This window comes from Brevibacterium atlanticum (assembly GCF_011617245.1).
GTDB lineage: Bacteria > Actinomycetota > Actinomycetes > Actinomycetales > Brevibacteriaceae > Brevibacterium > Brevibacterium atlanticum.
On sequence record NZ_CP050152.1, the window covers coordinates 3,185,911 to 3,211,272 of the forward strand.

At 65.0% G+C, this 25,362-nt stretch carries 20 protein-coding genes and 1 pseudogene; 12 read left to right on the forward strand and 9 right to left on the reverse strand.

The features are described from left to right. Nucleotides 1-226: 226 nt before the first annotated feature. The 5 genes from GUY23_RS14220 (at nucleotide 227) to GUY23_RS14240 (ending at nucleotide 4,265) form a co-directional block, all read left to right on the forward strand. On the forward strand, nucleotides 227-1,558 hold the full coding sequence (locus GUY23_RS14220; RefSeq protein ID WP_166973337.1) for a thioredoxin domain-containing protein: 1,332 nt from the start codon (nucleotides 227-229) through the stop codon (nucleotides 1,556-1,558). A 289-nt stretch (nucleotides 1,559-1,847) separates the two neighbouring features. After that, nucleotides 1,848-2,483: a TetR/AcrR family transcriptional regulator gene (locus tag GUY23_RS14225; protein ID WP_166973338.1), complete on the forward strand. Its 636-nt coding sequence runs from the start codon at nucleotides 1,848-1,850 to the stop codon at nucleotides 2,481-2,483. Beyond that, a complete protein-coding gene (locus GUY23_RS14230) occupies nucleotides 2,480-3,079 on the forward strand; it encodes a hypothetical protein (RefSeq protein ID WP_166973339.1) in 600 nt (199 codons plus the stop codon). Before GUY23_RS14225 ends, GUY23_RS14230 begins: the two co-directional genes overlap by 4 nt. 138 nt (nucleotides 3,080-3,217) lie before the next feature. Continuing rightward, complete coding sequence (locus GUY23_RS14235) at nucleotides 3,218-3,442, forward strand: hypothetical protein (protein WP_166973340.1); 225 nt, start codon at nucleotides 3,218-3,220, stop codon at nucleotides 3,440-3,442. A 70-nt stretch (nucleotides 3,443-3,512) separates the two neighbouring features. Beyond that, on the forward strand, nucleotides 3,513-4,265 hold the full coding sequence (locus GUY23_RS14240) for a class I SAM-dependent methyltransferase (RefSeq protein ID WP_166973341.1): 753 nt from the start codon (nucleotides 3,513-3,515) through the stop codon (nucleotides 4,263-4,265). 3 nt (nucleotides 4,266-4,268) lie between these two features. On the opposite strand, the gene GUY23_RS14245 is transcribed toward GUY23_RS14240, so the two are convergent. Together GUY23_RS14245 and galE are read right to left on the reverse strand one after the other, a co-directional pair. Continuing rightward, complete coding sequence (locus GUY23_RS14245; RefSeq protein ID WP_166973342.1) at nucleotides 4,269-5,408, reverse strand: FAD-dependent oxidoreductase; 1,140 nt, start codon at nucleotides 5,406-5,408, stop codon at nucleotides 4,269-4,271. Nucleotides 5,409-5,431: 23 nt separating this feature from the next. After that, nucleotides 5,432-6,424: a UDP-glucose 4-epimerase GalE gene (galE, locus tag GUY23_RS14250; RefSeq protein ID WP_166973343.1), complete on the reverse strand. Its 993-nt coding sequence runs from the start codon at nucleotides 6,422-6,424 to the stop codon at nucleotides 5,432-5,434. A gap of 173 nt (nucleotides 6,425-6,597) precedes the next feature. Here galE and GUY23_RS14255 point away from each other — a divergent pair, with 173 nt between their 5' ends. The 3 genes and pseudogenes from GUY23_RS14255 to GUY23_RS14265 all read left to right on the forward strand — a co-directional run bounded on the left by GUY23_RS14255 (nucleotide 6,598) and on the right by GUY23_RS14265 (nucleotide 12,416). After that, nucleotides 6,598-7,653: a hypothetical protein gene (locus tag GUY23_RS14255; protein ID WP_166973344.1), complete on the forward strand. Its 1,056-nt coding sequence runs from the start codon at nucleotides 6,598-6,600 to the stop codon at nucleotides 7,651-7,653. Nucleotides 7,654-7,677: 24 nt separating this feature from the next. Then, nucleotides 7,678-8,058 (forward strand): annotated as a pseudogene (locus GUY23_RS14260) (Dps family protein); the annotation flags it as partial. Nucleotides 8,059-8,618: 560 nt separating this feature from the next. Next, nucleotides 8,619-12,416: a choice-of-anchor G family protein gene (locus tag GUY23_RS14265; RefSeq protein WP_166973345.1), complete on the forward strand. Its 3,798-nt coding sequence runs from the start codon at nucleotides 8,619-8,621 to the stop codon at nucleotides 12,414-12,416. A gap of 197 nt (nucleotides 12,417-12,613) precedes the next feature. Here the strand turns inward: GUY23_RS14265 and GUY23_RS14270 are convergent, their stop codons facing one another. After that, nucleotides 12,614-14,143, reverse strand: coding sequence for a deoxyguanosinetriphosphate triphosphohydrolase family protein (locus GUY23_RS14270; protein ID WP_166973346.1), 1,530 nt, complete (start codon nucleotides 14,141-14,143; stop codon nucleotides 12,614-12,616). A 165-nt stretch (nucleotides 14,144-14,308) separates the two neighbouring features. Between GUY23_RS14270 and GUY23_RS14275 the strand changes: the two genes are divergently transcribed. After that, the gene (locus tag GUY23_RS14275; RefSeq protein WP_166973347.1) at nucleotides 14,309-14,488 is read left to right on the forward strand and encodes a hypothetical protein; all 180 of its coding nucleotides are present in this window, start codon (nucleotides 14,309-14,311) and stop codon (nucleotides 14,486-14,488) included. A gap of 32 nt (nucleotides 14,489-14,520) precedes the next feature. Here the strand turns inward: GUY23_RS14275 and GUY23_RS14280 are convergent, their stop codons facing one another. After that, nucleotides 14,521-15,225 carry a peptidyl-tRNA hydrolase gene (locus GUY23_RS14280; protein ID WP_323127124.1) on the reverse strand — a complete coding sequence of 235 codons (705 nt, stop codon included), beginning with the start codon at nucleotides 15,223-15,225 and terminating at the stop codon, nucleotides 14,521-14,523. A 181-nt stretch (nucleotides 15,226-15,406) separates the two neighbouring features. Here GUY23_RS14280 and GUY23_RS14285 point away from each other — a divergent pair, with 181 nt between their 5' ends. Then, nucleotides 15,407-16,480, forward strand: a complete 1,074-nt coding sequence (locus tag GUY23_RS14285) for an alpha/beta hydrolase fold domain-containing protein (protein ID WP_228282370.1) — start codon at nucleotides 15,407-15,409, stop codon at nucleotides 16,478-16,480. Between the two features lie 135 nt (nucleotides 16,481-16,615). Further along, complete coding sequence (locus tag GUY23_RS14290; protein ID WP_228282371.1) at nucleotides 16,616-17,824, forward strand: phosphatase PAP2 family protein; 1,209 nt, start codon at nucleotides 16,616-16,618, stop codon at nucleotides 17,822-17,824. 6 nt (nucleotides 17,825-17,830) lie between these two features. On the opposite strand, the gene GUY23_RS14295 is transcribed toward GUY23_RS14290, so the two are convergent. From GUY23_RS14295 to GUY23_RS14315, 5 genes are all read right to left on the reverse strand, one after another. Further along, nucleotides 17,831-18,976, reverse strand: coding sequence for an LLM class flavin-dependent oxidoreductase (locus tag GUY23_RS14295; protein ID WP_166973348.1), 1,146 nt, complete (start codon nucleotides 18,974-18,976; stop codon nucleotides 17,831-17,833). 2 nt (nucleotides 18,977-18,978) lie between these two features. After that, on the reverse strand, nucleotides 18,979-20,457 hold the full coding sequence (locus GUY23_RS14300; protein WP_166973349.1) for an LLM class flavin-dependent oxidoreductase: 1,479 nt from the start codon (nucleotides 20,455-20,457) through the stop codon (nucleotides 18,979-18,981). A 69-nt stretch (nucleotides 20,458-20,526) separates the two neighbouring features. After that, nucleotides 20,527-21,282: an ABC transporter ATP-binding protein gene (locus tag GUY23_RS14305; protein WP_228282374.1), complete on the reverse strand. Its 756-nt coding sequence runs from the start codon at nucleotides 21,280-21,282 to the stop codon at nucleotides 20,527-20,529. Further along, the gene (locus tag GUY23_RS14310) at nucleotides 21,279-22,166 is read right to left on the reverse strand and encodes an ABC transporter permease (RefSeq protein WP_166973351.1); all 888 of its coding nucleotides are present in this window, start codon (nucleotides 22,164-22,166) and stop codon (nucleotides 21,279-21,281) included. Before GUY23_RS14310 ends, GUY23_RS14305 begins: the two co-directional genes overlap by 4 nt. Then, complete coding sequence (locus tag GUY23_RS14315) at nucleotides 22,163-23,323, reverse strand: ABC transporter substrate-binding protein (RefSeq protein WP_166973352.1); 1,161 nt, start codon at nucleotides 23,321-23,323, stop codon at nucleotides 22,163-22,165. Before GUY23_RS14315 ends, GUY23_RS14310 begins: the two co-directional genes overlap by 4 nt. A gap of 341 nt (nucleotides 23,324-23,664) precedes the next feature. On the opposite strand from GUY23_RS14315, the gene GUY23_RS14320 reads away from it, so the two are divergent. Further along, the gene (locus GUY23_RS14320; RefSeq protein ID WP_166973353.1) at nucleotides 23,665-25,341 is read left to right on the forward strand and encodes a DEAD/DEAH box helicase; all 1,677 of its coding nucleotides are present in this window, start codon (nucleotides 23,665-23,667) and stop codon (nucleotides 25,339-25,341) included. Nucleotides 25,342-25,362 lie beyond the last annotated feature (21 nt).

Sequence of the window (25,362 nt, forward strand, 5' to 3'; positions counted from 1 at the left end):
GACAGGCAACGCTCCCACACCGGGGCAGTGAAGCCGAGTGCGCCGAGTTCGAAGGCTCCGTTAGGCGAGGAACAGGAATCGCCCCGACCGCCGTCACGGCTCAACATTGCAGGTCCACGAGAGGAACGAATCGTCCCCCAGCAGTCCGAATCGCTTTCAGCCGAAGCGGCGACACTGCAACCAGCAGCGAACAGCCGTTGCTGCTGAAGCCCACACCGAACGAAGAGTGCGGAGAATTCCCTACGGGCTCATCGGCGCAGCAGCGGCGATCACCCTGGCCGCAACCGCCCTAGGCATAGTGCATCGATCTGCAGCTGACTCTCCTGACAGCTCAACCGCCGCGCCTGCGCTCAGTTCTGGCGTTGATGCACCAGCAGGAATCTCTGCGGACGAACCATACTTCCCTTTCGGTGCCGATGAATCGGAGGGTAAGCCGATCGTCGATGTCTACCTGGATTTCATGTGCCCCTTCTGCGCCCTGTTCCCCGAAACCAACGGCGCAGACATCAAACGCCTCGTAGAAGAAGAAGTATTGCGAATACACACGACGACGATGCTGGATCAGATGTCGACGACCGGCGACTACTCCACCCGCGCCGCCAATGCAGCCGCGTGCGTGTATGACTCGGAGCCGAGCAGCTTCCTCGAATTCGAGAATCGACTCTTCGCCCACCAGCCGAAAGAGGGAACTCCGGGACTCACTGACGAACGAATCGAGGAGCTGGCATCAACATCCGATGCCCCAGAAGAACTGGGCAGATGCATCGCCGATCTCGACTATGAGCCATGGCTTCACAGCACCGTCCAGACAGATGCCCTTGAACACATCTCTGGCACACCGTCAATCTTCATCAATGGGCAACTGTGGGACAGCAGGGGCGCGCTGTGGACCGAGCCGGGAAAGCTTCGCTCGGCGATACTCCGCGGTGGGAAGCAACTGTCACCCTCGTTGCAGTCGGAAGCGTTTCGGATGGTAGCCTTTTCGTGCCGAATGGGAAACTTTGAGGTGGAGGCAATGGGTTCTTCCGTCACGGGACGATTCGGGCACGCCGTCCGAGCGCGACGCGCAGAGATCGGGATTTCGCTCGAGCAGCTGTCGGACGCGACCGGAATTTCCCGCGGCACACTCTCTCGGATAGAGAATCAAGCCCTGAATACCAGCCTGACGAACGCTGTGGCGATCTCCAGCGTACTCGGGGTTGAGATCACCGATCTCCTGCGACCGACGGAGTCGACCATCGTGCGCAAGGGAGAGTCCATCGAGTTCAGCGATGAGTCAGGCGTGAGTCGAACGACGATCATGCAACCGCCGAACGGCCCTGAACTCGTTCGCTACGAACTGCCGCCTGGCACTTCGACAGTCACCTTCGCGCCACATCCGCCCAGGTCCTTCGAGACCGCCCATATAGTCACCGGTTCGATGATCTACACCCATGGCGCGGAGGATTTCGAACTCGGCACCGGGGACACCATCACCATTCCTGCAGATCAGGAACATGTGATGCGCAATCCCTTCGAATCCCATTGCACCGTCCTCGTACTGCTCACCGGCGCGTGACGCTGGCTCACCTCGTCGGCGACATCTGAGACCGCCGAACCAAGCCGGCGGGCCGCCTGAGCAGCATTCTCACCACCCACATCGAGCGCACCGCTGCCGGTATTCGGCCGGCAGGAGACTAATCGTCAGACCAGCCGACAACTACCCCTCCGACAGCCATGACCGCCTGGCCCTGGTATCGAATTTCAGTCTTCACGACTTCTGCGCCCTCGCGCAGGCAAGACGCACCGACAAGCATCCAGAACTGACTCTTGACTCAAACTAATACAGCTGTGTTAGTCTGGTTTGCATGGTACGAACTATCGATGCAGACGCACGACGAAAACTGCTGGCCGATACGGTGTGGGGACTTCTGCGCAAGGGAGGCCTCGAGGCCGCCTCGGTGCGGGCAGTGGCCAAAGAAGCGCAGTTGTCCGCCGGGTCAGTGAGGCACTTCTTCTCTACGCAGGATGAGCTCCACGTCTTTGCGATGAACGAACTCATGCAGCGGACCGCCCAAAATGTGGAAGCGGCGATGCGCGACGCCGGCACGGCAGATTCGGCGTCTCAACCTGCCGAAAGGAGTCTCAACGAGGTCAGGGCAGGTCTGCATCAGCTCCTGCCCATCGGCGACGAAAGAACCGCGAACTTCCAGACGCATCTCCAGTTCGTCGTCAAAGCCGTCATCCATCCGCCGCTGCAGGCAACGGCTCGTGACAGCTACCTGCGACTGCAGAGATTCTACGAAGACTGCATCGATCGGCTGGTCCACTCCGGCGCAGCAGCGGAGGACCTCGATCGGCACAAGGCCGCTCAGCAACTTGCCGTCGTCATCGACGGCCTCCTCCTCCGGCGACTGACAGCCCCGGAGCTGGTCAGCACTGACGATGTGATCGCCGGTCTCGACGACCATCTCTCGAGTCTGAAACCGGAGGGAAGCTCATGATCATCGCCATCATCGGAGCCGAGATCGCGTTCTGGGTGCTCCTTCTCGGAGGATTGGCGACGCGCTATCTCCTCGGCGCGCGGCGTGTCAGTTCTGTGATCCTCGCCTGCGTACCATTGATCGACCTCGCGCTGGTCGTTCTTGTCTCCGTTGATCTGCTGCGCGGAGCCGAACCCACACACGCGCATGCATTGGCAGCGGTCTATCTCGGCCTGACTGTGGCGTTCGGACACCAAATCATCGGACGCGTCGACGTCTGGTTCCGCTATCGGTTCGCCAACGGTCCAAAGCCAGTCAAACCGCCCGAAGGCTCCACCGAAGAGGTGAAGGCCATCTGGGCAGAATGGCTGCGCGTACTGCTTGCCGCTGCCATCGCTGCAGTGTGCCTGGTCATCATGATCGCCGTTGACGGTGGCGCCATTCCCGAGAGCATCAGCACCATCAGCAAACACCCGTATTGGGGGATTCTTCACACCATCGGCATCGTCACCGGCATCTGGTTCTTGGCCGGTCCCGCCTTCGCAGGAACCGGCGACCCTGCTCTCGACCGACCAGAGAACAGGAAGACCGAAGTTCAACGATCCGATGCGCCGTAAGTCGTCGGCAGATAGGCATACGGCCGTTCTATGTCTTCACTTCGGAGATTCTCACAACACAGCGGACCCGTCCCCGTCTCTGCACTGAACTGCACCGCTTCTCCATCCATGACACCACACCGAAGGAAGGTCCGATCGATGACTGACCCCGACCGCAATCTCAATAGCGCCCCCGACAACAGCAAGCTGAAGAAGGAAGTGAGCGCATGGCTCAGCTTCTCAGCCGTCTTAACAGCGGTGTGGGTGGTCATTTCCATTCTCTCCGGGGAACTGGTGACATTCTGGCCAGCGATTCCCATCGGCATATGGGGCCTCATCATCGTGGTTTCGAGGATTGTGGCCAAACCCGGCAACGACTCATAATTGGTCAATGGGTGCGGGCCCGCAGACAACTCTCGAATTGCCATCGGCTGATCGGTGAGAGGATACCCCTATGCGCACATTCGACGAGCTCGTCGCCGAGGCCCAGTCCGCCGACGCCTCCGGATGGGGGTTCGATTGGCTCGACTGGCGCGCCACCGAAGAGCGTCCACCGTGGGGCTACGCGACACTGCTCGCCCGGCGCCTGTCGACGGCGACTGCGGCCCTCGACATCGACACCGGCGGCGGAGAGGTCATCGACGAGGCACCGGTCCTGCCCGCGCGCATGGCCGTCACTGAGTCCTACGCCCCGAACGTCGCCATCGCCCGGCACCGGCTCGGTCCGCGCGGTGTCGATGTCGTCGAGGCGGACCCGCACCGACTGCCCTTCGCCAACGGCAGCTTCGACCTCGTCAGTTCGCGTCATCCGGTCACACCCGTATGGTCGGAGATCTCCCGCGTCCTCGTGCCCGGAGGAACCTATCTTGCCCAGCACGTCGGTCCCGAATCGGCGTTCGACCTCATCGAGTTCTTCCTCGGGCCGCTGCCGGAGAATCGGAAGGCCCGCGATCCCGAAGCCGAATCCTCCGCCGCCGAGGCTGCCGGACTCACCGTCGATTCGCTGCGGACCGCACGCTGCCGCATGGAGTTCTACGACGTCGGGGCCATCGTGTGGATCCTGCGCAAATGCCCGTGGTGGGTTCCCGACTTCACGGTCGAGAGCTATGAGCCGCAGCTGCGTGAACTCGATGCCCGGATGCGCCGAGGCGACCCTTTCGTCGCGTATTCGACCCGTCACCTCATCGTGGCGTCGAAGCGAGGGTGAGAACTACCGGGCACCCACCCGGAACCGCTCAGGCACGCCGCCGGCACCGGTCGCGAGGTCGGCTGCGAACTCGCCGAGGAGCGGCGCGAACTTCGCCCCGTGCCCGGAACAGGCGGAGACGATGACGAGCCCGTCGACCTCATCGATGACGAAGTCCTCGTTCGGGGTGTTCGTGAACAGGCACGTCGTCTCCGCGTACGGCTCCGGCACGAGTCCGGGCAGGTGGCGCTTCGCGTAGTCGATCATCCGAGTCCGCATCTCCTCGGTGATCTGTCCGTCCTGGTCGAGCGCCGAATCGATCACTCGGCCGCCGTTGAACTGGGCGAGCTTCTGACCGGCGAATCCGGCATCCCGGCCGCCGGGCAGACCGTAGGTGAAGATCTCGGAGGACTTATGGATGAACGTCGGCCAGCGGGTGCGCGGCAGCCCTGATTCGTCGGCGTCGCGGTAGGGCATGTGGAAGGCCTGCTCCTGCCGCACTTCGAACCGTGGCAGCGCGGAGAGGAATCCCTCGGGGAGTCCGAGAGCGCCGAGGAGGGCGGGCAGCCATCCGCCGGCAGCGACGATGACGCTTTCGGCTTCGACGGATTCCCCTGTCGCCGAGGTGGCCCTGAAGCCGCCCGCGGAACGTCGGGTCACCTCGGCGACCGTCCAATCGGTGAGGACCCGAGCGTGACCGGTGGCCCGAGCCAGGTCGAGGAGAGTGTTGACTGTGGTTTCGGCGTCGATGACGCCGGCATCGGGGTGGAAGAGGACCTCGGTGTCGAAGGCGAACTGCGGCCAGCGTTCAGAAGCCTGTGCGGGGTCGAGGACTTCGTGGTCGACCCCGACGGCGTCGAAGATCTCGGCGAGTTCGGCGGTGTGCCGGACGTCGCCGTGGTCGATCGCACCGGTGACGGAGATGAGCTCGGTGCCGGCTGCGGCCTCGACTGCGGACCAGAGGTCGCGGGATCTCACGACGAGTTCGGTGTAGAGCCGGTCGGGGTAGGCGTAGCGGAAGATGCGGGCGGAGCCGTGGGAGCTGCCGCGATCGTTCGCTGGGGTGTGCCGTTCGAGGACGGTGACGTCCTCGCCGCGGGCGGTCAGCGCATAGGCGGTCGCGGCTCCGGCGAGCCCGGCGCCGATGACGATGTGGTGGGACATGAACCAGCCCTTCTACACGATGCCTAGTTCTGCTCGGGCAGCATTTCCGCGGCTTCGACGGCGCTGCGGACGATCTCTTCGAGACCGAATTCGGCTTTCCAGCTCAGCAGCGCCTGGATCCGGGAGACGTCGGCAACGAGGGCCGGCGGATCTCCGGCGCGACGCTCGCCCATGTCGGGGACGATGTCACGGCCGGTCACCTCGGCGATGGTGTCGATGACTTCCTTGACCGAGGCGCCCGTGCCGGTACCGACATTGAACACGGTCTCCGTAGTGCCCCCGGCCTTCATGTAGTCCAGCGAGGCGATGTGGGCTTCGGCGAGGTCCTTGACGTGGACGTAGTCGCGGATGCACGTGCCGTCGGGGGTGTCGTAGTCGTCGCCGAAGACGACGGGAGCCTTGCCGTCGGCGAGCCGGCCCAACACGATCGGGATGAGGTTCATGACTGCGGTGTCGGCGAGCTCGGGCCAGCCGGCTCCGGCGACGTTGAAGTAGCGCAACTTCACGGCATTGAACGTCGTCCCGCGCATCTTCGAGGCCGTGATCTGGTTGTCGATCATCCATTCGCCGATGAGCTTCGTCTGGCCATAGGGGTTGATCGGACGGCAGTCGAGGTCTTCTCCCACCATGTCGACATCGGGCATGCCGTAGGTCGCGGCCGAGGAGGAGAAGACGAGCGATTCGATGCCTGCGCGTTCGACAGCGGCGAGGATGTTCGTCAGGCCGCCGATGTTCTGCCGGTAGTACATGACCGGTTCTTCGACGGACTCGCCGACCTGCTTCTTCGCGGCGAAGTGGATGATCGAGTCGACGTTGTGCTCTTCGATAGCGGCGACGAGGCGGTCGGTAGCATCGGGGGCTGCCAGGTCGAGATCGACGACAGGCAGACCGTCGACCCGGGCTCCGATTCCGGTGGAGAAGTCATCGACCACGAGGACGTCGTCACCTCGTTCGGTGAGCAGCCTCACCACGTGCGAACCGATGTAGCCTGCCCCTCCGGTCACCAGTACTGTCATGGCTCGGGCCCTCCTCGTCTCGTCGACTCGTCGACATCAGAACATCATCGGAACCAGAATACGTGCTCGCCACGGAACGGAGCCATCGACCCGGACCTGAACGGCTGGTGGGGAAAGCGTCGGAAAGCGCGGCCGCCCTGGCCATGAGCAGTCGGCCCTGCCACAGTGGGAAAATGCACATCCTCCTCACCTGCGATCCCGGGCCCCCGAGCCGCCGAGTGGCCTCGCTCAAGGACGAGTTCGCTGAACTCCTCCGACAAGATTTCGAATCGGAGGTGACTGTCGACGTGTGCACGCAAGCGCTGCGCGTCCAGGCCGACCACCGGCTCGAGCTGTCGACGCTCGACGCGATCGTCGACCGCTTTCCCGCAGCTGACCTCGTCATCATGCTCACGGACATCCCGCGCCACACCCATGGCAAACCGCTCATCGCCGAGGTGCTGCCGGACCGCAACATCGCTGTGATCTCGTGCCCCACCCTCGGCGCTCTGACGACGAAGCGCCGTCTGCTCAAGGTCTATATGAGCTGCGTCAATCAGCTCCTCCCCGATGGTCATCTGCCCGCGAAGACACACTGTCTTCCCCGCTGGGGCCAGTGGTCGAGTCGGGCCGACTCGGGCCGCCGCACCCTCCACGCTCACACCTTCACCGGTGGGACTCGCCTCGTGCTGGGCATGACCATGGCCAACGAGCCGCTGCGGATGTCGCGCAAACTCTCCCGAGCCATGGCCGCAGCCGCTGCCACAGGGGCGTTCGGCATCTTCTACAGTTCCATCTGGCAGATGTCCCACCACCTCTCGACCGCACGTCTCATCTCGATCGGCGCCATCGCCATCGCTGTCATGGTCGGCTGGCTGATCACGATCAATCGCCTCTGGGACCGTCCGGTCAATGAGCGCTTGGCTCAGGTCGTCTTCTACTACAACCTGTCCACTGTTCTCACACTGACCATCTGCGTCACCGGGCTCTATGTCTTGCTGGTCATCGGCATCCTCGCCGGTGGGCTCATCGTCATCGACCCCGAATTCATGGCCCAGACGATCCACCGGCCCGAGGCCCGCTTGACGAACTACCTCGACATCGCATGGCTGAGCGCCGCGATGGGTGTCGTCGCCGGCGCACTCGGGTCGAGCTTCGACAGCGACATCGACCTCAAGAACCTCACTCACGCCCAACGACTGCGCTCCCGCGTCTACACCGCCCAGGACGAGGAGACCGACACAGCCTGACAGGCGTTACGTCCCACCTGCAGCGGCAAGCAGGCGCGGTGGAACATCGTGGGCACGAACTTCCGTGACCTCCACCTCAACCTCGATGAGGTCACAGACGCTGCCCGTGCCGGCAGCGATGAGATCGGCGAGCGTATGCGGGCGCTCCACGCCTCCCCTGACGGCCGCCCCGCGGAGATCGCCGAACAGACCGGGCTGCCGGAGTTCCCGAACGGAGAGATCAGCACCCACGACGCCATCGATCACATGGTCGCGTCGATCGAAGCGACCGTGGCCTCGATGCGTGGCTGCCACGACGAGGTCGACTCGGCGGATCCGACGACCGCCGACAGCTTCCACAGTTTCATCACTCAACTCGAGCAGCAGGCCTGGTTCATCAGCGCCGAGACCCGCACTCCCAAGTGAGTCGCTGTGACTGCCGGGGCCGCAATAGAGACTGGCGAAGTCCGCTCCGGAGTTGCGCCCGGTCTGGTGAGAGACCTGGTGGCCATCCCCAACTCCTTCGCCGATTATTGTCACTCCCGTCGGTTGAGCCGACTGTAGGCGCTGTTTGGCGGCGGGTGTTTTCTGCCCACACTGCGCGATTCGCAGCATTGCTGATCACTGTATGGTCACGACATGATTTCGCTGGAAGTTTCACGTGTGTCGATTTGCGACAAACTGGAGCAGAAATAGTGTCCCCAATTATGACTGGCTCATTACCCCGATCGATGGGTTCACTGAGAGCCAACACGACCGTCACTGCGGGGTTTTCCGGTCTAGGCACGATCGAGGCGCATCGCACCAGACCTCCACAATCACCCGAACCTACCTGAGCGTAACTATAACGACGGTGTAACTTTCCCTGTGATTTACTGATTACTTTTTGATTACTCCGTAATGTTGTGAGCGATCTGCCAGGAAACTGCCCGTTTCCGCCCAGGCCGTGCTTGGAAGTGATCAGGATCCGAACGATGTGGAGAACCATGAGAATACTGAGAGGCCGGCCTGGAACCGGTCGGAAGATTGCATTAGGCACGGTCGCCGCCGGATCGGCACTCGCGCTGACTGCAATGACCGTGTCCCCGGCGGCAGCGGCCGGGCGACCTGACAATGGAGCACAGCAAGACGCCGAAGCGTGGGGGCAATTGATTCAGTCCGAGCTTTTCGGCGGACAGCTCGCCGACGCAGCTTCGGCATACAGCAGCTCGCCGGATCACACAGGAGCCAGCACTACTCCTCTCGACGTCGGAGCTCTCAATGCGCTCAAGATCGATCTGGGCAACGGAGCTTCCCTGCCGCTGATCAGCGAAGGAGACGGAGAGGGCCTACTCCATCTGGGGAACGCCGGAGCTCTCAATTCATACGGGCACGCCCCCAAATACAATGAGGCAAAAGCGAGCGCGGGCGCTGTCGGGTCCGACGGTGCCCTGAACCTCGACGACATAAACGAGGGCAAGTTCGGTAACGCCAACGTCGACCTGACTGCTGTCCTCAATCAGCTCGGCCTCAGTGGAGTCACCGACCAGGTTGTCGACGACCTCAGTCTCGAGCTTGGCGCGATCGCTTCGACCGCCGATAGCAACGGCACTGATTACACTCCGGAGTACGTGGTCGCTGATGGCGTTCTGACCGTCTCGAGTCCTGCCGTTGAAGGAATCTCTAGTGCGCTGACAGAGGTCGTCGACGGCGCTGGCGGCACTCTCGAAGAAGTCATCGGGGATGAGGGCCTCGCGAATTCCCTTGCGGGCATCGGCCTCAATCTCGACGTGTTGCTGGCCTCCGTGAAAGTCGGCGGAGCTGACACTAAGGTGTCCGTCGAAGTCGGAGATGCTCTGAACGGCATCGTGGAGAACCTCATCAACAAGGAGCTCGAAGACAAGTCCGGCATCGTATCCATCGATCTCGAGAGCGGAAAGATCAAGATCAATCTTGCCAAGGTCGTCGAGGGTGGTAATGGTGAGGATCTGAATGGTCTGGACCCGAACACTCAGGTGCTGACGTCGGATACGATTTCCAAGATCACAACCGCGGTGTCTGACGCACTCGGCGCTCTGACCGAGAAGATCACCGATACTGTCTCCGATGCTCTCAATGACGTCCACCTTGTCATCGACCTGCCCGCGTCGATTTCGCTGCTTGGGCAGACAGTCGGAGGCAAAGTCACGGTGGACGCCACCCTCGGCCAACTGGCGGGTACAGATACCACCAAGCCGACCGTCACTACAGATCTTAAGATCAGCGTCCTCGGAACAAACATCAGTGTCGGCCAAATTCTCAACGTGATTACCACTCCGGTTATTAATGCAGTACTCGGCATTACCAAGCCGCTCATCGGCGGTATCCTTAGTGCGACCTCGGACGAGCTCTCGAAGAGTCTTACCGGCGTCGTCAATCCGGTCCTGACCTCGCTCGATCCCGTGTTCAAGGCGCTCAACCAGGTCGTCGACCTTACAATCAATGAGCAGTCGCCTGTGCCCGCCAAGCAGGAGGGTGTAAGCGCCCAGTCTGCGCTCGAGAACAGCTACGTTGACGGCGACAACGGCGACGGCTTCACGGTCAACGCCGTAAGTCTGGAATTGCTGCCGTCGGCAAACGCCATCGACATCAACCTCGCGTCGTCGTCGGTTCGTGCAACAGCTGATGCTCCGGAGGAGCCCGGTGATGATGACGTGAACACGAACGCAGCGGCTTCTGCTGCCGCATCGGCAACTGCCGATGACGATGGCAACGAGGCGGCCCAGGCAGCATCGCAGGCCGCAGCCAACGATGACGCCACGTCAACCGCTTCAGCCGCCGCGGAGGAGGATGCACAGGCCGCAGCCCAGGCTGCAGCGACGGAAGACGCATCGACTACAGCTTCGACCGACGCGACGACAGACGAGAGCGCTTCGTCGACAGCCGCATCTCAGGCCGCAGCGAACGCCGACAACTCCGAGAACACGAATGCGGAATCCTCCGCTGCAGCGAACGCCGATCCGGCAGCTGCTGCGTCGGCGGCCTCGACGGCAGATTCGTCGGCCGCCGCCTCGGAGAATGCAGCCGCAGACGCCGACGCTGATCCCTCGGCCGATGCCGACCCGGACGCAGCTGCAGGTGATGAAGCAGATGCAAACGTGAACGCAGCGGCTTCGGCTTCGGCATCCGCCGATGCAGATGACGATGGCGATCCGGCCGCGCAGGCAGCAGCTCAGGCGGCGGCCAACCCCGACGCTGATACCGCAGCATCGGCAGCAGCGAACGAGAACGCCGAAGCAGCTGCCGAATCCGCAGCCAACGAAGAGGCCTCCTCGGAGACCTCGGCGGACGCGACGACCGAGACCAACGCCTCGGCGCAGAAGGCAGCCAATGCCGCCGCGAACGCCGACAACTCGGACTCGACGAATGCTCAGGCCTCGTCGGCAACCAATGCCAACGCTTCGGCGGCTGCCAGCTCGGCAGCTACTGCTGACTCCTCGTCTGAAGCGTCGGCATCTGCCGCTGCCGACGCCGATGATTCGGTGGTTTCGGACGCCAGCAATGACACCACGGCGAACGCGAACGCTACCGCTTCGGCCGCCGCATCTGCACAGGCCGATGCCGATACAGATCCCGCCGCGCAAGCAGCTGCTCAAGCAGCAGCTGATGAGGATGCCAACAACACGGCATCCGCTGCAGCGGACGAGAACGCCGAGGCAGCAGCGTCCTCCGCCGCAAACGAAGAAGCCACCGCACAGGCTTCGACCGATGCGACCACGGAGACCAACGCCGCCGCTCAGGCAGCCGCAACTGCGACAGCCGACAGCGACGACAATGACTCGGCCAACGCTGACACCACTGCCGCTCAGAATGCCAACGCATCTGCAGCAGCAGCGACAGCAGCTAATGCTGATTCCTCGTCAGAGGCCTCGGCTCAGGCCGCGGCTGATGCCGACGGCAATGACGACGGAGCTGCGGCCGACACTTCGGCCGACCCGGACGCCGATGCAGCTGACGAAGCTGACGCGAATGCCAACGTGAACGCAGCCGCTTCGGCCTCGGCTTCGGCCAACGCCGATGACGACAACAACGCGGCAGCCGAGGCAGCAGCAGTAGCAGCAGCCGATAACGATGCCAACAAAACGGCATCGGCAGCAGCGGACGAGAACGCCGAAGCAGCTGCGGAGTCGGCCGCCGACGAAGAGGCTTCCTCGGAGACCTCGACGGACGCGACCTCGGATCCGAACGCCTCGGCACAGCAGGCAGCCAACGCCGCCGCGAACGCCGACAATGAGGATGACAGCAACGCACAAGCATCCGCCGCAGCCAACGCCAACGCCGGGGCCGCCGCTTCGGCAGCATCGACGGCGGACTCCTCATCGGAGGCTTCCGCTGCGGCAGCGGCAGACGGTGACGAGGCTGACGCAGCCGCTGAAGGTGCAGAGGCCAATGCCTCCACCGACGGTGACGAGGCCAATGCTTCGGCCGACGGAGGCGCAGCCAGCGCCTCGGCAGATGGTGACGAGGCGAGCGCTTCGGCCGATTCTGAGAAGGCCACGTCGGCGAACTCCTCGGCGTCGGCTGATTCGGACCAGGCCGCATCAGCCAACGCCGGAACCTCGGCGAGCGCCAATGCCGGATCCGGTGCCAACGCCTCGGCTGGCTCGAGCACGAATGCCTCGGGCAGCAGCGCCGGTGGAGACCTTCCGCGGACGGGTGCCGACGGCGTCCCGGCCATGGTCGGATTCGCCGCACTGCTCCTCGCCGGTGGTGCCGCAGCGGTGTGGGCAACCCGCCGCTACCGTGCCTCGGCAGGCAAACACTGAGGGTGACCCAGCTCAGTCACTGAGCTGACGCCACAACGGCGGGGTCGGAGTGAGAACTCCGGCCCCGCCGTTCGTGTGCCCGCTGTTTGCGTGTCGTCGGCACCAATCCCGGTGGCCCCGCCGTTCGTGTGCCCCAGCTCTCCCGCTGCCCGAACCGCAGAACACCGAAAGCAGCCGCCCACACCACGCCCCAAAACCTACAACCCGCGTCCGGCCTCCCACGGCTCCTCGGACGCTCCGGTGATGAGGGCATTGACCGACATCGCCTGCGCATCGGTGAACGAGGCGACGTAGTCCACGACCGCCCGGGCTCGGCCCCGCCGGACGATCGCCGCCGCACCCTCCTCCCCCAGCGCGGCAGGATTGCGCGCGTACAGGTCCTGATACTCCTGCGTCGACGCCTCAACGGAATCGACGAGACGCCGGGGAATCCGCGTCGCCTCATCCGGATCGAGCAGCCACTCGTGGAACCCCTCGACCAAAGACGCGATGATCCGAGTCTGCCCGCGCTGATAGACCGCCAGATCAGAACGCTCGAGCACGAACTTCGCATGCACGAACTTCAGCACCACCACGTCATGCCACGCATCCTGGCTCAGCCGCACATGCCCGCTGCGGATGTGCGGATCCGGGTCGACGACGATCGAGGCCTGCAGCCGATCGATCCACCTCCTGGTGAATCGGGTGACTGCCCGATCGGCTTCCAGTCCACCGTCGTAGGGAACCGCGAGCAGGCCCTCGACGAGGTCCCGATTGATCCGCTCGACCGATTCCCGGAACGCCTCCTCGGACGCGATCCACGGATCCTTCTCCCGCGTGTGCCGGCGAATCGCCTCGAGCGCATGCCCCGGCCGACGCCGGTCCAGTTCGGCATCATCCAATGCCGCCAATTCCCGGCAGTCACGCAGCCATCGTCCCAGTTCAGCCGACACCGCCGTGTACTGCAGCACGTTCGACCGGTAGAAATCGTCGAGGTCGTGCACCGCATATGCGATATCGTCGGCGACATCCATCACCGCACACTCGAGCGTCTGCTGATACCTCCCGATCGCCGGGAATGCGGAGAGCACCTCCGCCATCTCGTCGACCTCGGTGACGTAGGCCGAATACTTCATCGCCCCTTCGGAGACCTCATCGCCGACCCCACGCGGCATCCGCGCCGCCGAGTCCACCCGATCACCGCTCCATTCCCCGCGCTCCCACGGATACTTCAGCACCGCCGCCCTGACCGCCCGCGTGAGGTTGAGCCCCCGCGCCGTGGCCTCACAGCTGTCGAGCGCTGTGAGGATCCGAAATGTCTGCGCGTTTCCCTCGAAACCGTCATCGAGGCGCAGCAGCGCCCGCGCCACTCGGTCGAGCTCCTTCTCGCCGAGGTGGCCGAACGGTGGGTGCCCCAGATCGTGGGCGGCCGCTGCCGCCTGCACGACCACCGGATCACACCCGCCGAGGCGACCCACAACTTCCCGTGTCCGCTCATCGGCGTTGTTGAGCGTGATCGCGATCGACCGGGCCACCGCGGAGACCTTGAGTGAGTGGGTCAGCCGGTTGTGGATGACAGTACCGGACCCGGCCTGTGGGATCACCTGGGTGACCGAGGCCAGCCGGGAGAAGAACGGGGAGAATCGGATCCGTTCGATATCGACGCGGAACTCGTCCTCGTTGGGACGGGCCACCTCGGCGACGTTGCGTTCGCGGCCCCCTGTGGTGTGCAGTTTGAGACGTTCCATCCACTCAGCCTACCGATTCCGGTCCCGACAGACCCTCTATTGCTACCTGACGGCGGCCCAGCAACCTGGCGCCAGGTTGCTGGGCCGCCGTCAGGTAGTAAGGGGGATGATTGAGACTCTTGTCACACTGGAGTACGGTCGAGATACCTGTAGGAGGTGGTCACGATGACCGGAGTCAATGAGGATTTCTACCAGCCGGCGACCCAACCCGGCGACATCATCGAGGTCGAGGACGAAGAGACCGGCGAGATGGTCAAGCACATGATCTATCTCGACGAGTTCGGCAACGGCACGAAGACGCGGCCGCTGACCGAGGATGAACTGAACGACCTCGACGAGGCCTGAGACCTCTTCACCAGCCGAGCAGGACGCGCCGCTCACCACTTGGCGCGCACGGTCTCCGTGGGTCCGTCGACTTCGGTGAAACCGGCGTCGACGACGCTGACCTGCTGCTCGTTGTCCGCCCATGCGTCCTTCGTAGCCGTCTGCACGCGCAGACTGAAGCCCGAGTCGCGCCAACGATCACGCACCTCGGCGGGCATCTGCTCATACGCCAACTGCGCGGCATGCCCACATTGGGCAGCGGCTTTGCCGGTCGTCAGCGTCAGTTCGGGTGAGAGTTCGACGGTCACGACCGCCTCGGCGACGGGGACCGACGATTCGCCCTCATCGGGGAACTCTGTGCCGCCGACCTGGAGCTTCTTCAGCTCGTGCGGCAACGGTTCGACGGGGCCGGGCTCGAACACGAGCGCCTCGGCGGGGCCGAAATCGTCGGTGCCGCCGAAGGTCACGCTCACGCTGCCCAACGCCCGAGCATCCTCGAGCTTCTTGCCGTCACCGCGGCGCACGACCTTGCGGATGGCGCCATCGCGCCAGTAGGCGACGGCATCGTGCCACTGGCCGCCAGGTTGGGTGCGCGGATCGTCGAGGAAGGTCACGACGGCGCGGGCGGTGGCTTCGAGGACGTCGATGTGGCGGGTGATAGCGGTCTTCGACCGGCGCACGACGATGGGCAGGGACCAGGGCACCTCATGGTCGGTTTCGTGTCGGCGCATGTGTTCGTTGCGCAAGTTTTCGGTCAAAGGTTCGCTCCTGCTGTGTCCGTCGCTTCCTCAGGCGGCGCGGCCAGATGGTCACGCACGTCCAGAGTATTAACAGCCTCGGGCGCGGGATATTCCGTGGGTACCAGAGCGGACCGCTGCCGCGTCCGCCACCGTGCCTCGCTAAACTGGGCGAAACAGTTGCTGACCAGGAAAGAGGCCGATGATTCCCGGCGTAACCGTCGACTCCGAGCTCACCGAAGAGCTGCTCGCCACGATTCCCACCGACATCGTCGAGGCGATGTCACCGCAGATGCGCGAGGTCCTGTCGATCCAGGCCGCGCGGGCCGAGGAATGTCGGGCGATCGGCGAAATGGCCGCGAACTCAGCGGGTGAACTCTCCCCCGCCGACCGCGACACCCTGGCCAAGCGCGCCGAATACCGCGCCGAACGAACCCTGTGGAACGAGGGCGGGCCGATCATGGCCCGCACCGACGATCGACACATCCGTGCCGCCGGCGTCGACGTTCCCATCCGCATCCACCGCCCTACCGCCGAGGCGGTTCTGCCCGGAATCGTGTTCCTCCACGGCGGCGGGTACAGCGTCGGCGACCTCGACACCCATGACCGGATCATGCGGGTCCTCGCCGAGGCGACCGGCAGCGCCGTCATCGGCGTCGACTATTCCCTCTCCCCCGAGGCGGCATTCCCGCAGGCCCTCCACGAATGCGCGGCGATCGTCGATGACCTGGCCAGGCACGGTCGCGAGTACGGACTCGACGGTGCACGGCTGGCCGCCGCCGGCGACTCTGCCGGAGCCAGTCTGGCGATCGGTGCGGCACTGCTGCTGCGCGACGAACCGGAAGTCGTGGCGGCAGCACCCGCAAGCTTTGCCTCCCTGCGCGCCCTCATCTCGATCTACGGCGGTCACGGACTCGTGGACTCCGCCAGCCGCAGACTCTTCGGCGGCGACTGGGACGGAATGGGAGCCGGCGACCTCAACAATCTGATGAGCGAATACTTCGCCTCACCCGACGACGCGGAATCCTCCTACGTCGCACACCTGACCGCCGACCTGACCGGTCTGCCACCGGTGTTCGTGGCAGCCGCCGGACTCGACCCGCTGCGCGACGACAGCCGCGCGCTGGCCAGAACACTTCAACGCGCAGGCACCGAGGTGACGTTCGAGGAGTACCCGCACGTCCTCCACTCGTTCCTCCACTTCGGACGTGTCCTCGACGACACCACCACGGTGCTGCGCCACGCTACAGCATTCGCTGCCCGACAGCTGCGCTGAAGCACCACGCCCGCCGCGGCACCGACGAAACGCACAGCTCTCCACACCGCTACCACACCGCAGAACCGCCCACCGGTCAGCCGGCTTCGAGGGAAATCCGACGAAGCACTGAAACAGAATCACTATGGTGTGCCGATGACCAGAATGCGACGTTGGCCCTACACCTTTGCCATGGCGCTGTCTCTGCTCGTCGGAGCGGCCGCCGTGATCCCATCCCTCTGTCTCGACCTCCCGCTGCGCGATCCCGACGGGTTCCTCGGACCCTCCTATATCCGACTGCCCCTGCTGGCTCTCGGGTTCATCGGCGGCGGACTCCTCGTCGAGGCGGTGAGACGAAGCGGGTGGCGGAACCTGTCCGGCAGCCTCGTCGACGTCGCCAAGAAGGAGTGGAACACCCATCGTCTGCTGTGCATCGGTGCCGGCCTGCTGAGCTTCTACCTCTGCTACGTTGCCTACCGCAATCTCAAGAGCGTGCTGCCGGTCGTCCGCGACGGCACCCTCTACGACCGGCAGCTGCTGCACCTCGACTACTGGCTCACCGGTGGCCACAACCCGGCAGTGGTGCTCCACGATGTGCTCGGCACCGACGTCATGGCGAGCCTGCTCTCGATCGCCTACCTCGCGTATCTCCCGCTCATCCCGATCAGCCTCGGCGCGGTCCTCGTCCTCAGCCGCAACCACGCCATCGGTGCCTGGTACGCCACGACCCTGTGCCTCAACTGGGTCTTCGGTGTCATCAGCTACTACCTGCTGCCGTCGGTCGGGCCGGCGTTCAGCAATCCCGAGGCCTATCGGGCGCTGCCCGACACCGGGGTCAGCCAGCTCCAGGACTCTCTGATCTCCACTCGCATGGACTACCTCAGCAACCCCTTCGGCAGCGACTCGATCCAAGGAGTGGCCGCGTTCGCCTCGCTGCACGTCTCGGTCACGTTCGCTGCGGCACTGTTCATGACACGAACGAAGCAGAAGCCGGCGATCAGGGCGGCCGCCTGGATCTTCTTCGGCGTGACGATCATCGCCACCCTGTACTTCGGCTGGCACTACCTCCTCGACGATGTCGCCGGCATGGTCATCGGCTGGGCCTCGGTGACACTGGCAGGGTGGGTCACCGGCCACCGTCGGAAACGACAGAGTCCGGTCGGCCCCACCACAGAATCCGGCCTCACCGCTGAATTCGATCGTGAGGTGACCGATCCAGTCAACGAATCTGCCCCTGTTCCGATCCTCGAGGTGACAGCCCACGACCGCGCTGCCGCCGATCCCGTGCTCGAGGCGGCCGAGCCCGATCTCGAAATGACGGACCTGGACTCCGAAACGACCGGCCCCACCCCCGTCCAGCGCTGAGGGGTCCTATCCGAGCCCGGCCCCGACGCGCTCAGACTCGACGCGCTCGATCCTGTCCCCCTCGGTCACGGTCGCGCCCGCCCCATCCCGTTCGAGCAGCGGCAGCAGGTTCTGCCCGACCCGCTCGACCTCGGTCAGGTACGGCGTGTCCGAGAGGATGAAGTGGGAGACGCCCAGCGAGCGGTACCGGTCGAGCGCCGCGGCGACCTCGGCGAACGAACCCACCAACCACGTGGTTCCCGCGCCTTGCCCACCGAGGCGACCGGGAGCGGTGTAGAGGACATCGTCGAGGACGTCGCCCTCATCGGCGAGCGCAACGAGACGGTCCTGCCCCACCGACTGCCGGTGGTTCTCCCGCCACACCTTCGCCTGGTTCTCATCGTGCATGCCCGCCACACGTGCCCGAGCCACGCTCCACGCCTCGTCACTCGTCTCACGAACGACGACGGTCACGCGCAGTCCGAATTCCAAGGGCGCATGGGCCCGCCCGACCTCGGCAGACAGCGCCCGCAGACGCGCAATTCTCTCGGCCACAGCAGCGTAGGTCTCTCCCCAGAACAGCTGCACATCCGCCTCGGCGGCGGCGACTCTCTCGGCCTCGGCCGAAGCCCCACCGAAGTACAGTGTCGGCTGCGTCCGCTCCCCCACAGCGAATGGTCGAGCCCCGAGGGTCGCGTCGTTGAGGGTGTAGAACCGCCCATCGTAAGTCACCGCGTCTTCGGTCCACAGCCGCCTGACCAGGTGGATGAATTCCTGGGTGCGGGCATAGCGCTCGCTCCTCTCGATCACGGTGTCTCCATAGGCCGACGCCGAGTCAGTGCCCGAGACGATGTTGATCAGAGCACGTCCCCGACTGAGGTGATCGAGCGTGGCCGTCGCGGCCGCGAAGTTCGCCGGATGCCAGTACCCGGGCCGAGCGGCGATGAGTGGCTGGAACGTTTCCGTGCGGGCGGCCAGGGCGGTGCCGACGGTGAACGTATCCGGCCGCGTCCACCCGGTGCCCAGCAGCGCACCCTCCCAGCCGTTGGCCTCGACCGCCCGGGCGTGTTCGGTCAGCGTGTCCAACGAGTTGTGGTCGGCGCGGACTTCATCGCCGCGGTGCCCGGGACGGGCCTGATTGGGGATGTACCAGAGATACTTCGGCTCGGTCATGGTCAGGCCACCTCGCTGATCGTCGTTGCAGTGTCTTCGTCATCCCGGTCGGGCTGGCCAGGAGTGGGCCGGCCAGGAGTGGGCTCGCCTGGAGTCGACTGGCCAGAGGACGACTCGCCGGAATTCCGCGGACCGGGGACCGGCAGGCCGTAGTGACCGCGCAGAGTCGTCGTCTCGTAGTCGTGCCGAAACAGGCCCCGTTCGGTCAGGATCGGGACCACCGTGTCGACGAAATCGTCGAGTCCGCTGGGAAGCGCCGGCGGCATGATGTTGAAACCATCGGCCGCTCCCGCATCGAACCATTCCTCAATCGCGTCGGCGATCTGTTCGGGTGTGCCCGCGACGGTCCGATGCCCGCGACCCCCGCCGAGGCGGCCGATGAGTTCGCGTGCTGTGAGCCCTTCCCGCCGGGCCAGGTCGACGATGAGCGTGTACCGCGACTTCGCTCCTTCGATCTCGTCCTCATCAGGCAGGTCGGCGGGCAGCTGCCGATCCAGCGCCAGGGCATCCGGGGACACCCGCAGGGTCTGGGCGAGTTGGGCGAGCGCGAACTCGGGGCGGATGAGGCGGTCGAGCTCGTCGTCCTTCGCTCGGGCCTCGGCCTCGGTGGCGCCGATGACCGGGACGATTCCGGGCAGGATCTTCACATGCTCGGGGTTGCGGCCGTACCTGCGCGCACGGTCCTTGACATCGGCTGCGAAGGCGGCCGCCTCGTCGAGCCATTGATGCGCGGTGAAGACCGCCTCGGCGAACTTCGCAGCGAGTTCCTTGCCGGATTCGGAGGATCCCGCCTGCACGATCAGCGGGTAGACCTGCGGTGAGCGAGGGATGTTGAGCGGTCCCGCGACCTTGAAGAAGCGACCCTCATGGTCGATGGCGTTGACCTTCTCATCATCACCCCAGACGCCGGTGGCCTTGTCCGCGATGACCGCGTCGGCATCCCAGCTCTGCCAGAGACCCTGCACGACCTCGAGGAACTCTTCGGCACGTTCGTATCTGGTCTGGTGGGCGGGACGCTCATCGAGACCGAAGTTCCGTGCCGCGTCGGACCCCGCGGTGGTGACGACGTTCCAGCCGACTCTCCCCCGGCTGATGTGGTCGATCGAGGAGAAGCGGCGGGCCAGGTTGTAGGGAGAGTTGTAGCTCGCCGAGGCGGTGGCGATGAGGCCGATGCGCTTCGTGGCCACGGACAGCGCGCTCAGCAGCGTGAGCGGTTCGAGGTTGCCCGCGGGCCGTCGTCCCACCTCGGCGCGCAGGCTGGGACTGTCGGCGAAGAAGATCGAGTCGAAGCCTCCCCGCTCGGCAGTCTGCGCCAAGTTGATGTAATGGTCGATGTCGGTTCCGGCTTCGGGATCGCTGTCGGGAAGCCTCCACGAGGCTTCGTGGTGACCGGTGGTCATGAGGAATGCGTTGAGGTGCAGGGTCCTCTCACGCGGTGGCGTCGTGCGCAGTGTCGTCGCCGTGGGCGGTGTCGTCGTCATGGCGTGTCCTTCCGATTCAGAGCGTTGGTTTCCGATGTCTGGGGTGGCTGCCTGCGGCAGGGTGGGATCTCAGACCCGGGTGTCGACCCCGAGGGACTCCAGCAGGGAGATCCGCAGCTCGGCGAGTTCGGAATCGGAGACGGTCCGCGGATGAGCCGCCGGGACCCGCAGATCGGTCGAGATCCGTCCCTCGTCGAGGACGATGATCCGATCGGCCAGCAGCAGCGCCTCGTCGATGTCGTGGGTGACGAGGAGGACGGCGGGACGATGTCGCTCGAGCAGTGTGTGCAGGAGTCCGTGCATCTTCGACTTGGTCAGCGCATCAAGGGCGCCGAACGGTTCGTCGGCGAGCAGCAGCGCCGGCTCACGCACGAGCGCCCGGGCCAGTGACACCCGCTGCTGCTCACCACCGGAGAGTTCCTTGGGCCAGGACTGCTCCCGTCCGGCCAGCCCCACCTCAGCGAGGGCCTCCCGTGCGCGCCCGGCGGGATCGTCGCCGCGCAGTCCGAGGGTGACGTTCTCAAGCACTCTCTGCCACGGCAGCAGCCGGGAGTCCTGGAAGGCGACCGAACGTTCGGCGGGCACATCGATGCTTCCCTCTGCCCCACGGTCGAGGCCGGCGAGCGCGCGCAGCAGGGTGGATTTCCCGGATCCGCTGCGCCCGAGGAGGGCGACGAACTCACCGGCGGCGATGTCGACGTCGATGTGGTCGAGCACGGTGCGGGAAGCGAACCGGCGGGTCAGCTCGCGGACACGCACAAGCTGCGGGGCCGCCTCGGCGGGGGTAGGGGAATTCGTCTGGGATGAGGTATGAGAGCCTGTCACCGTGAGAGTGTCTGGCGCCATGTCAGCGCCCTCCTTTCTGCGAGGCGGACGAGCAGGTCGCTGCCGACGCCGAGGACGGCGTAGACGACGAGCCCGACCACGATGATGTCGATCTGTCCGTAGAGGCGGGCCTGGTTCATGAGGAAGCCGATTCCGGAGGTGGCGTTGATCTGTTCGACGACGACCAGTGACGTCCAGGCGCTGGTCACGGCCAGGCGGAGCCCGGTGAAGAATCCGGGCAGCGCGCCGGGGAGGGCGACCTTGGTGATGAACTCGCGTTTCGTGAGGTCGAGGGTGAACGCGAGTTCCTGATAGCGGCCGTCGAGTCCGCGCAGGGCGGCGTGGGTGTTGATGTAGATGGGCACCATCACGGAGAAGACGATGAGGGTGATCTTCATCCCCTCCCCGATGCCCAGCCACACGACCGCCAGGGGGATGAAAGCCAAGGTGGGTACGGCACGTTTGACGTTCATCGGTCCGTCGATGAGGCTCTCGCCGAGGCGGGAGAGCCCGGAGAAGAGCGCGAGGATGACGGCGATGACCGTGCCGAGTCCCAGCCCGATGACCGCCCGCTGCACCGAGGTGAGCAGATTCGAGGTGAGGCGGCCGTTCTCGATGAGCGTGAGACCGGTGGCGGCCGCGGTCCACGGCGCCGGCAGGATGAGCGGGTCGATGAGTCCCAGCGCCGAGCCGAGCACCCACACAGCGATGAGGATGACGATGCCCAGCGAGATGCGGCGCGGCGAGAGGCGGCTTCGCCATGACCGGCGAGGTTCGAGGGCAGGGGCGGTCGAAGAGCTGACGCTGTGCTGGCCCGGAGCCAGACGCACGCTCTCATCATGATTGTGCACGCTCTCTTCGTGGTTGACGGTGGCGGTGCTCATTCGTCGAGCTCCTCTCTGGTCTGGTGGGCGCCGATCTCGTCGACGGTGTTCGTGATGACGTCGTCGAACCGGCGGTCGACCATCTCATCCGCGTCGACCTCGACCGGCAGTTCGCCGGCGTCAAAGCTGACGTCGATGGTGTTCTGTTCGTCGTCGACGACGTCGTCAAGGGTCGGGAAGACCGTCTGGCCCTCCTGCTTGCGGATGAAGTAACCGTCCTTCTCACTCACGCCCTGGTTGTCGACGAAGTAGTCCTGGACCCATTGGTCGGTGTTCTTGTCGATCCATTGGCTCGCCTTGATCGAGTGTTCGACGTAGGAGCGCAGGGCTGCCGCCTTGGCAGGATCTTCGAGGGCTTCCTTGCGGGCGTAGATGAAGTTCAGCCCGGTGCCCAGTCCTGAGGTCTCCTTATCCGGGAGGTAGGCCGCGCCCTTGTCTTCGTAGCCGTCGAGGTAGCGGGCCAAGCGGGCACCGGTGAGAGGCGCGATGTCGACTTCGTCCGACTGCAGGGCCTCGCTGAACTCGGCGAGTTCGAGGCGGACGAGTTCGACGTCGTCGGTGCTCAGTCCCTCCTTCTTGAGCAGTTTGAGCACGATCGAGCCCTGGGCGGTGCCCTCGGCGTAGGCGATCTTCGCGCCCTTGAGCTGGGAGGTCGAGTGGACCTTCGTCTTCGGTGAGGTGGCAAGCCGAACCGAGTCGGGATTCGAGCGGAAGGCGAGGATGATCGGCACCACCTCGCCCGAGGCGAAGGCGTGGATCGGTGGGGTGTCGCCGACTCGGGCCACGTCGACGGCATCAGCGCGGAAGGCCTCGAGGATCTCAGGTCCGCCGACGAAGTTCGAGAACTCGGCCTTGAAGTCGAGATTCTCGAGCTCTCCCGAGGATTGCAGCGCCACCTGCTGCTGTTCCTGCTGGTCGGCGATGCGCAGGGTCGTGTCGGCGGGGATCTCCTCGGGCAGCTTCTCATCCTGGAGGTCGGCGACCGACCCCTGCCCCGAGGCGGCTCCCCCGCAGGCACTCAGGGTCAGTGCTGCTGCGGCGAGGATCCCGACGAGGCCGTGGGCGCGGCGTCGGGTGCGCTGGTCCCGTCGTCGATGTCGTGATGTCGGTAGTGGCGGTGTCCTGCGGGCGGAGCCGCCGGAAGGTGGAAGTGCCATGAGGCTGGTGACCTTTCGATCGGTGTCGTCGGCACCGATCTCCCGCGTGCGGGGAGTCGGCGATTCCCACACGCTATGGTCACGGCACTTATGCGCGGTCCCGTCGCGTCAACCAGCTTCATAAATTGTCTAGTAACTTCATAGACTTACTAATCTAAGGGGGCCGTCGCCGCCGATTCTGCCCTCAGCCTCTCCCCCGCTATACTGGAGGTACTTGCGAACCCGTTTTCGGGTTCCCTGCGTCGTCAGGACGCCTCGTCTCTGCAGCTGGGTGAAATCACCCGCGCATATTCCGTAGCCGTTTTCTCTCGGCGATCGAGAGCGCCGACAGCGCTCATTCCATGACCGGAAGCGGCTGCCTGCCACCAATCCACGGCACCAGCACGCCCTCCGGCACGTCGAAGGGCCATCCCATCACTACGTCACAGACACGCACCACCAACCGCAGCTCCTCCAACGGTCGCAGCGGAAGTACCACCACTCGCACCAATAAGACCGCAGCACCGACGTCGTTCGCCGAACTCGGTGTTCCCCAGAAGCTCGTCGCTTCTCTCGACCGCGAAGGCAAGACCTCCGCCTTCCCGATCCAGCAGGACACTCTTCCGGACACCCTGTCCGGTCGCGATGTGCTCGGACGCGGCAAGACCGGATCCGGCAAGACCTTGGCCTTCTCCATTCCCCTGGTCGCCCGCCTCGCCGAATCGCAGGCCGCCGGCGACAGGTCACACCGCACCCGCGAACCCCGCGGACTCGTCCTCGCTCCTACCCGTGAGCTCGCCACCCAGATCACCGAGGTCATCGACCCGTTGGCCAAGGCCGTCGGCCTGAAGACGACGACGATCTTCGGCGGAGTCAAACAGCGCCGCCAGGAAGATGCGCTGCGCTCCGGCGTCGACATCGTCGTCGCCTGCCCCGGCCGCCTCGAGGACCTGCTCAACCAGGGTGTCCTCACGCTCGAGCACATCGAGGTCACCATCCTCGACGAGGCCGACCACATGGCCGACCTCGGCTTCCTACCCGGCGTCACCCGCCTCCTCAAGCAGACCCCGACCGAGGGGCAGCGGATGTTCTTCTCCGCCACTCTGGACAACGACGTCGACAAGCTCGTCCGTCGCTTCCTGCACAACGAGGTCCTCCACTCCGTCGACGAGGCGACCTCGCACGTCTCGGCCATGACCCACCACGTGTTCGAGGTCTCGGTCGATGACAAGAACGCACTCGTCCACAAACTCGCTTCGGGCACGGGCCGCCGCATCCTCTTCACCCGCACGAAGCACCGGGCCAAGCGCTTCGCACGCCAACTCACCGCAGCCGGCATTCCCGCCGTCGACCTCCACGGCAACCTGTCCCAGGGGGCCCGCGACCGCAACCTCACCGCGTTCACCAATGGTGATGCGAAGGTGCTCGTGGCCACGGACATCGCCGCTCGCGGCGTCCACGTCGACTCCGTCGAGCTCGTCGTCCACGTCGATCCCCCGACCGAGCACAAGGCGTACCTGCACCGTTCGGGTCGCACTGCTCGCGCCGGCAGCGCCGGTGACGTCGTCACCGTGATGACGCCCGATGAGCGCAAGGACACCCAGGTCCTGCTCCGCAAGGCCGCCATCAAAGCGACCCCGAAGAGGGTCACCGCTGACTCCCCCGAGGTGGCCGAGCTCGTCGGTGAGATCGCTGAGTATGTCGAACCGCAGCCGAAGGAACCGGCACAGCCGCGGAAGAAGACCGAACCTTCCACGTCGAATGGTCGATCATCCCGCCGTCGCCGAGGTGGGCGCGGCGGACGGGGCGGAAGCTCGGGACGCGATGGCGCCGGCAACGGTGGCTCCGACCGCAGCCGTGAGAACTCCCGCGGCGGACGTTCCGGCAGCGGTCGGTCGGGCGGTCAGCGCTCGGGTGACTCGAGCCGTCAGCCGAGCAGCCGCCGCGCCTCCGACTCTCGTGGCACGAGTCCCGAGACCCGGCGCCGCAACCGCACGCGCGCCGGAGGCTCGCAGCAGGTCTACTCGACCAGCAGCTGAGCCCACTCCTCACAACACGTG

Bases quoted from the DNA above. Each gene is read 5' to 3' on its own strand.
- GUY23_RS14225 (WP_166973338.1), top strand. From the start codon at position 1,848: ATGGTACGAACTATCGATGCAGACGCACGACGAAAACTGCTGGCCGAT.
- GUY23_RS14230 (WP_166973339.1), top strand. From the start codon at position 2,480: ATGATCATCGCCATCATCGGAGCCGAGATCGCGTTCTGGGTGCTCCTT.
- GUY23_RS14235 (WP_166973340.1), top strand. From the start codon at position 3,218: ATGACTGACCCCGACCGCAATCTCAATAGCGCCCCCGACAACAGCAAG.
- GUY23_RS14240 (WP_166973341.1), top strand. From the start codon at position 3,513: ATGCGCACATTCGACGAGCTCGTCGCCGAGGCCCAGTCCGCCGACGCC.
- GUY23_RS14245 (WP_166973342.1), bottom strand. From the start codon at position 5,408: ATGTCCCACCACATCGTCATCGGCGCCGGGCTCGCCGGAGCCGCGACC.
- galE (WP_166973343.1), bottom strand. From the start codon at position 6,424: ATGACAGTACTGGTGACCGGAGGGGCAGGCTACATCGGTTCGCACGTG.
- GUY23_RS14255 (WP_166973344.1), top strand. From the start codon at position 6,598: ATGCACATCCTCCTCACCTGCGATCCCGGGCCCCCGAGCCGCCGAGTG.
- GUY23_RS14265 (WP_166973345.1), top strand. From the start codon at position 8,619: ATGAGAATACTGAGAGGCCGGCCTGGAACCGGTCGGAAGATTGCATTA.
- GUY23_RS14270 (WP_166973346.1), bottom strand. From the start codon at position 14,143: ATGGAACGTCTCAAACTGCACACCACAGGGGGCCGCGAACGCAACGTC.
- GUY23_RS14275 (WP_166973347.1), top strand. From the start codon at position 14,309: ATGACCGGAGTCAATGAGGATTTCTACCAGCCGGCGACCCAACCCGGC.
- GUY23_RS14285 (WP_228282370.1), top strand. From the start codon at position 15,407: ATGATTCCCGGCGTAACCGTCGACTCCGAGCTCACCGAAGAGCTGCTC.
- GUY23_RS14290 (WP_228282371.1), top strand. From the start codon at position 16,616: ATGACCAGAATGCGACGTTGGCCCTACACCTTTGCCATGGCGCTGTCT.
- GUY23_RS14295 (WP_166973348.1), bottom strand. From the start codon at position 18,976: ATGACCGAGCCGAAGTATCTCTGGTACATCCCCAATCAGGCCCGTCCC.
- GUY23_RS14300 (WP_166973349.1), bottom strand. From the start codon at position 20,457: ATGACGACGACACCGCCCACGGCGACGACACTGCGCACGACGCCACCG.
- GUY23_RS14310 (WP_166973351.1), bottom strand. From the start codon at position 22,166: ATGAGCACCGCCACCGTCAACCACGAAGAGAGCGTGCACAATCATGAT.
- GUY23_RS14315 (WP_166973352.1), bottom strand. From the start codon at position 23,323: ATGGCACTTCCACCTTCCGGCGGCTCCGCCCGCAGGACACCGCCACTA.
- GUY23_RS14320 (WP_166973353.1), top strand. From the start codon at position 23,665: ATGACCGGAAGCGGCTGCCTGCCACCAATCCACGGCACCAGCACGCCC.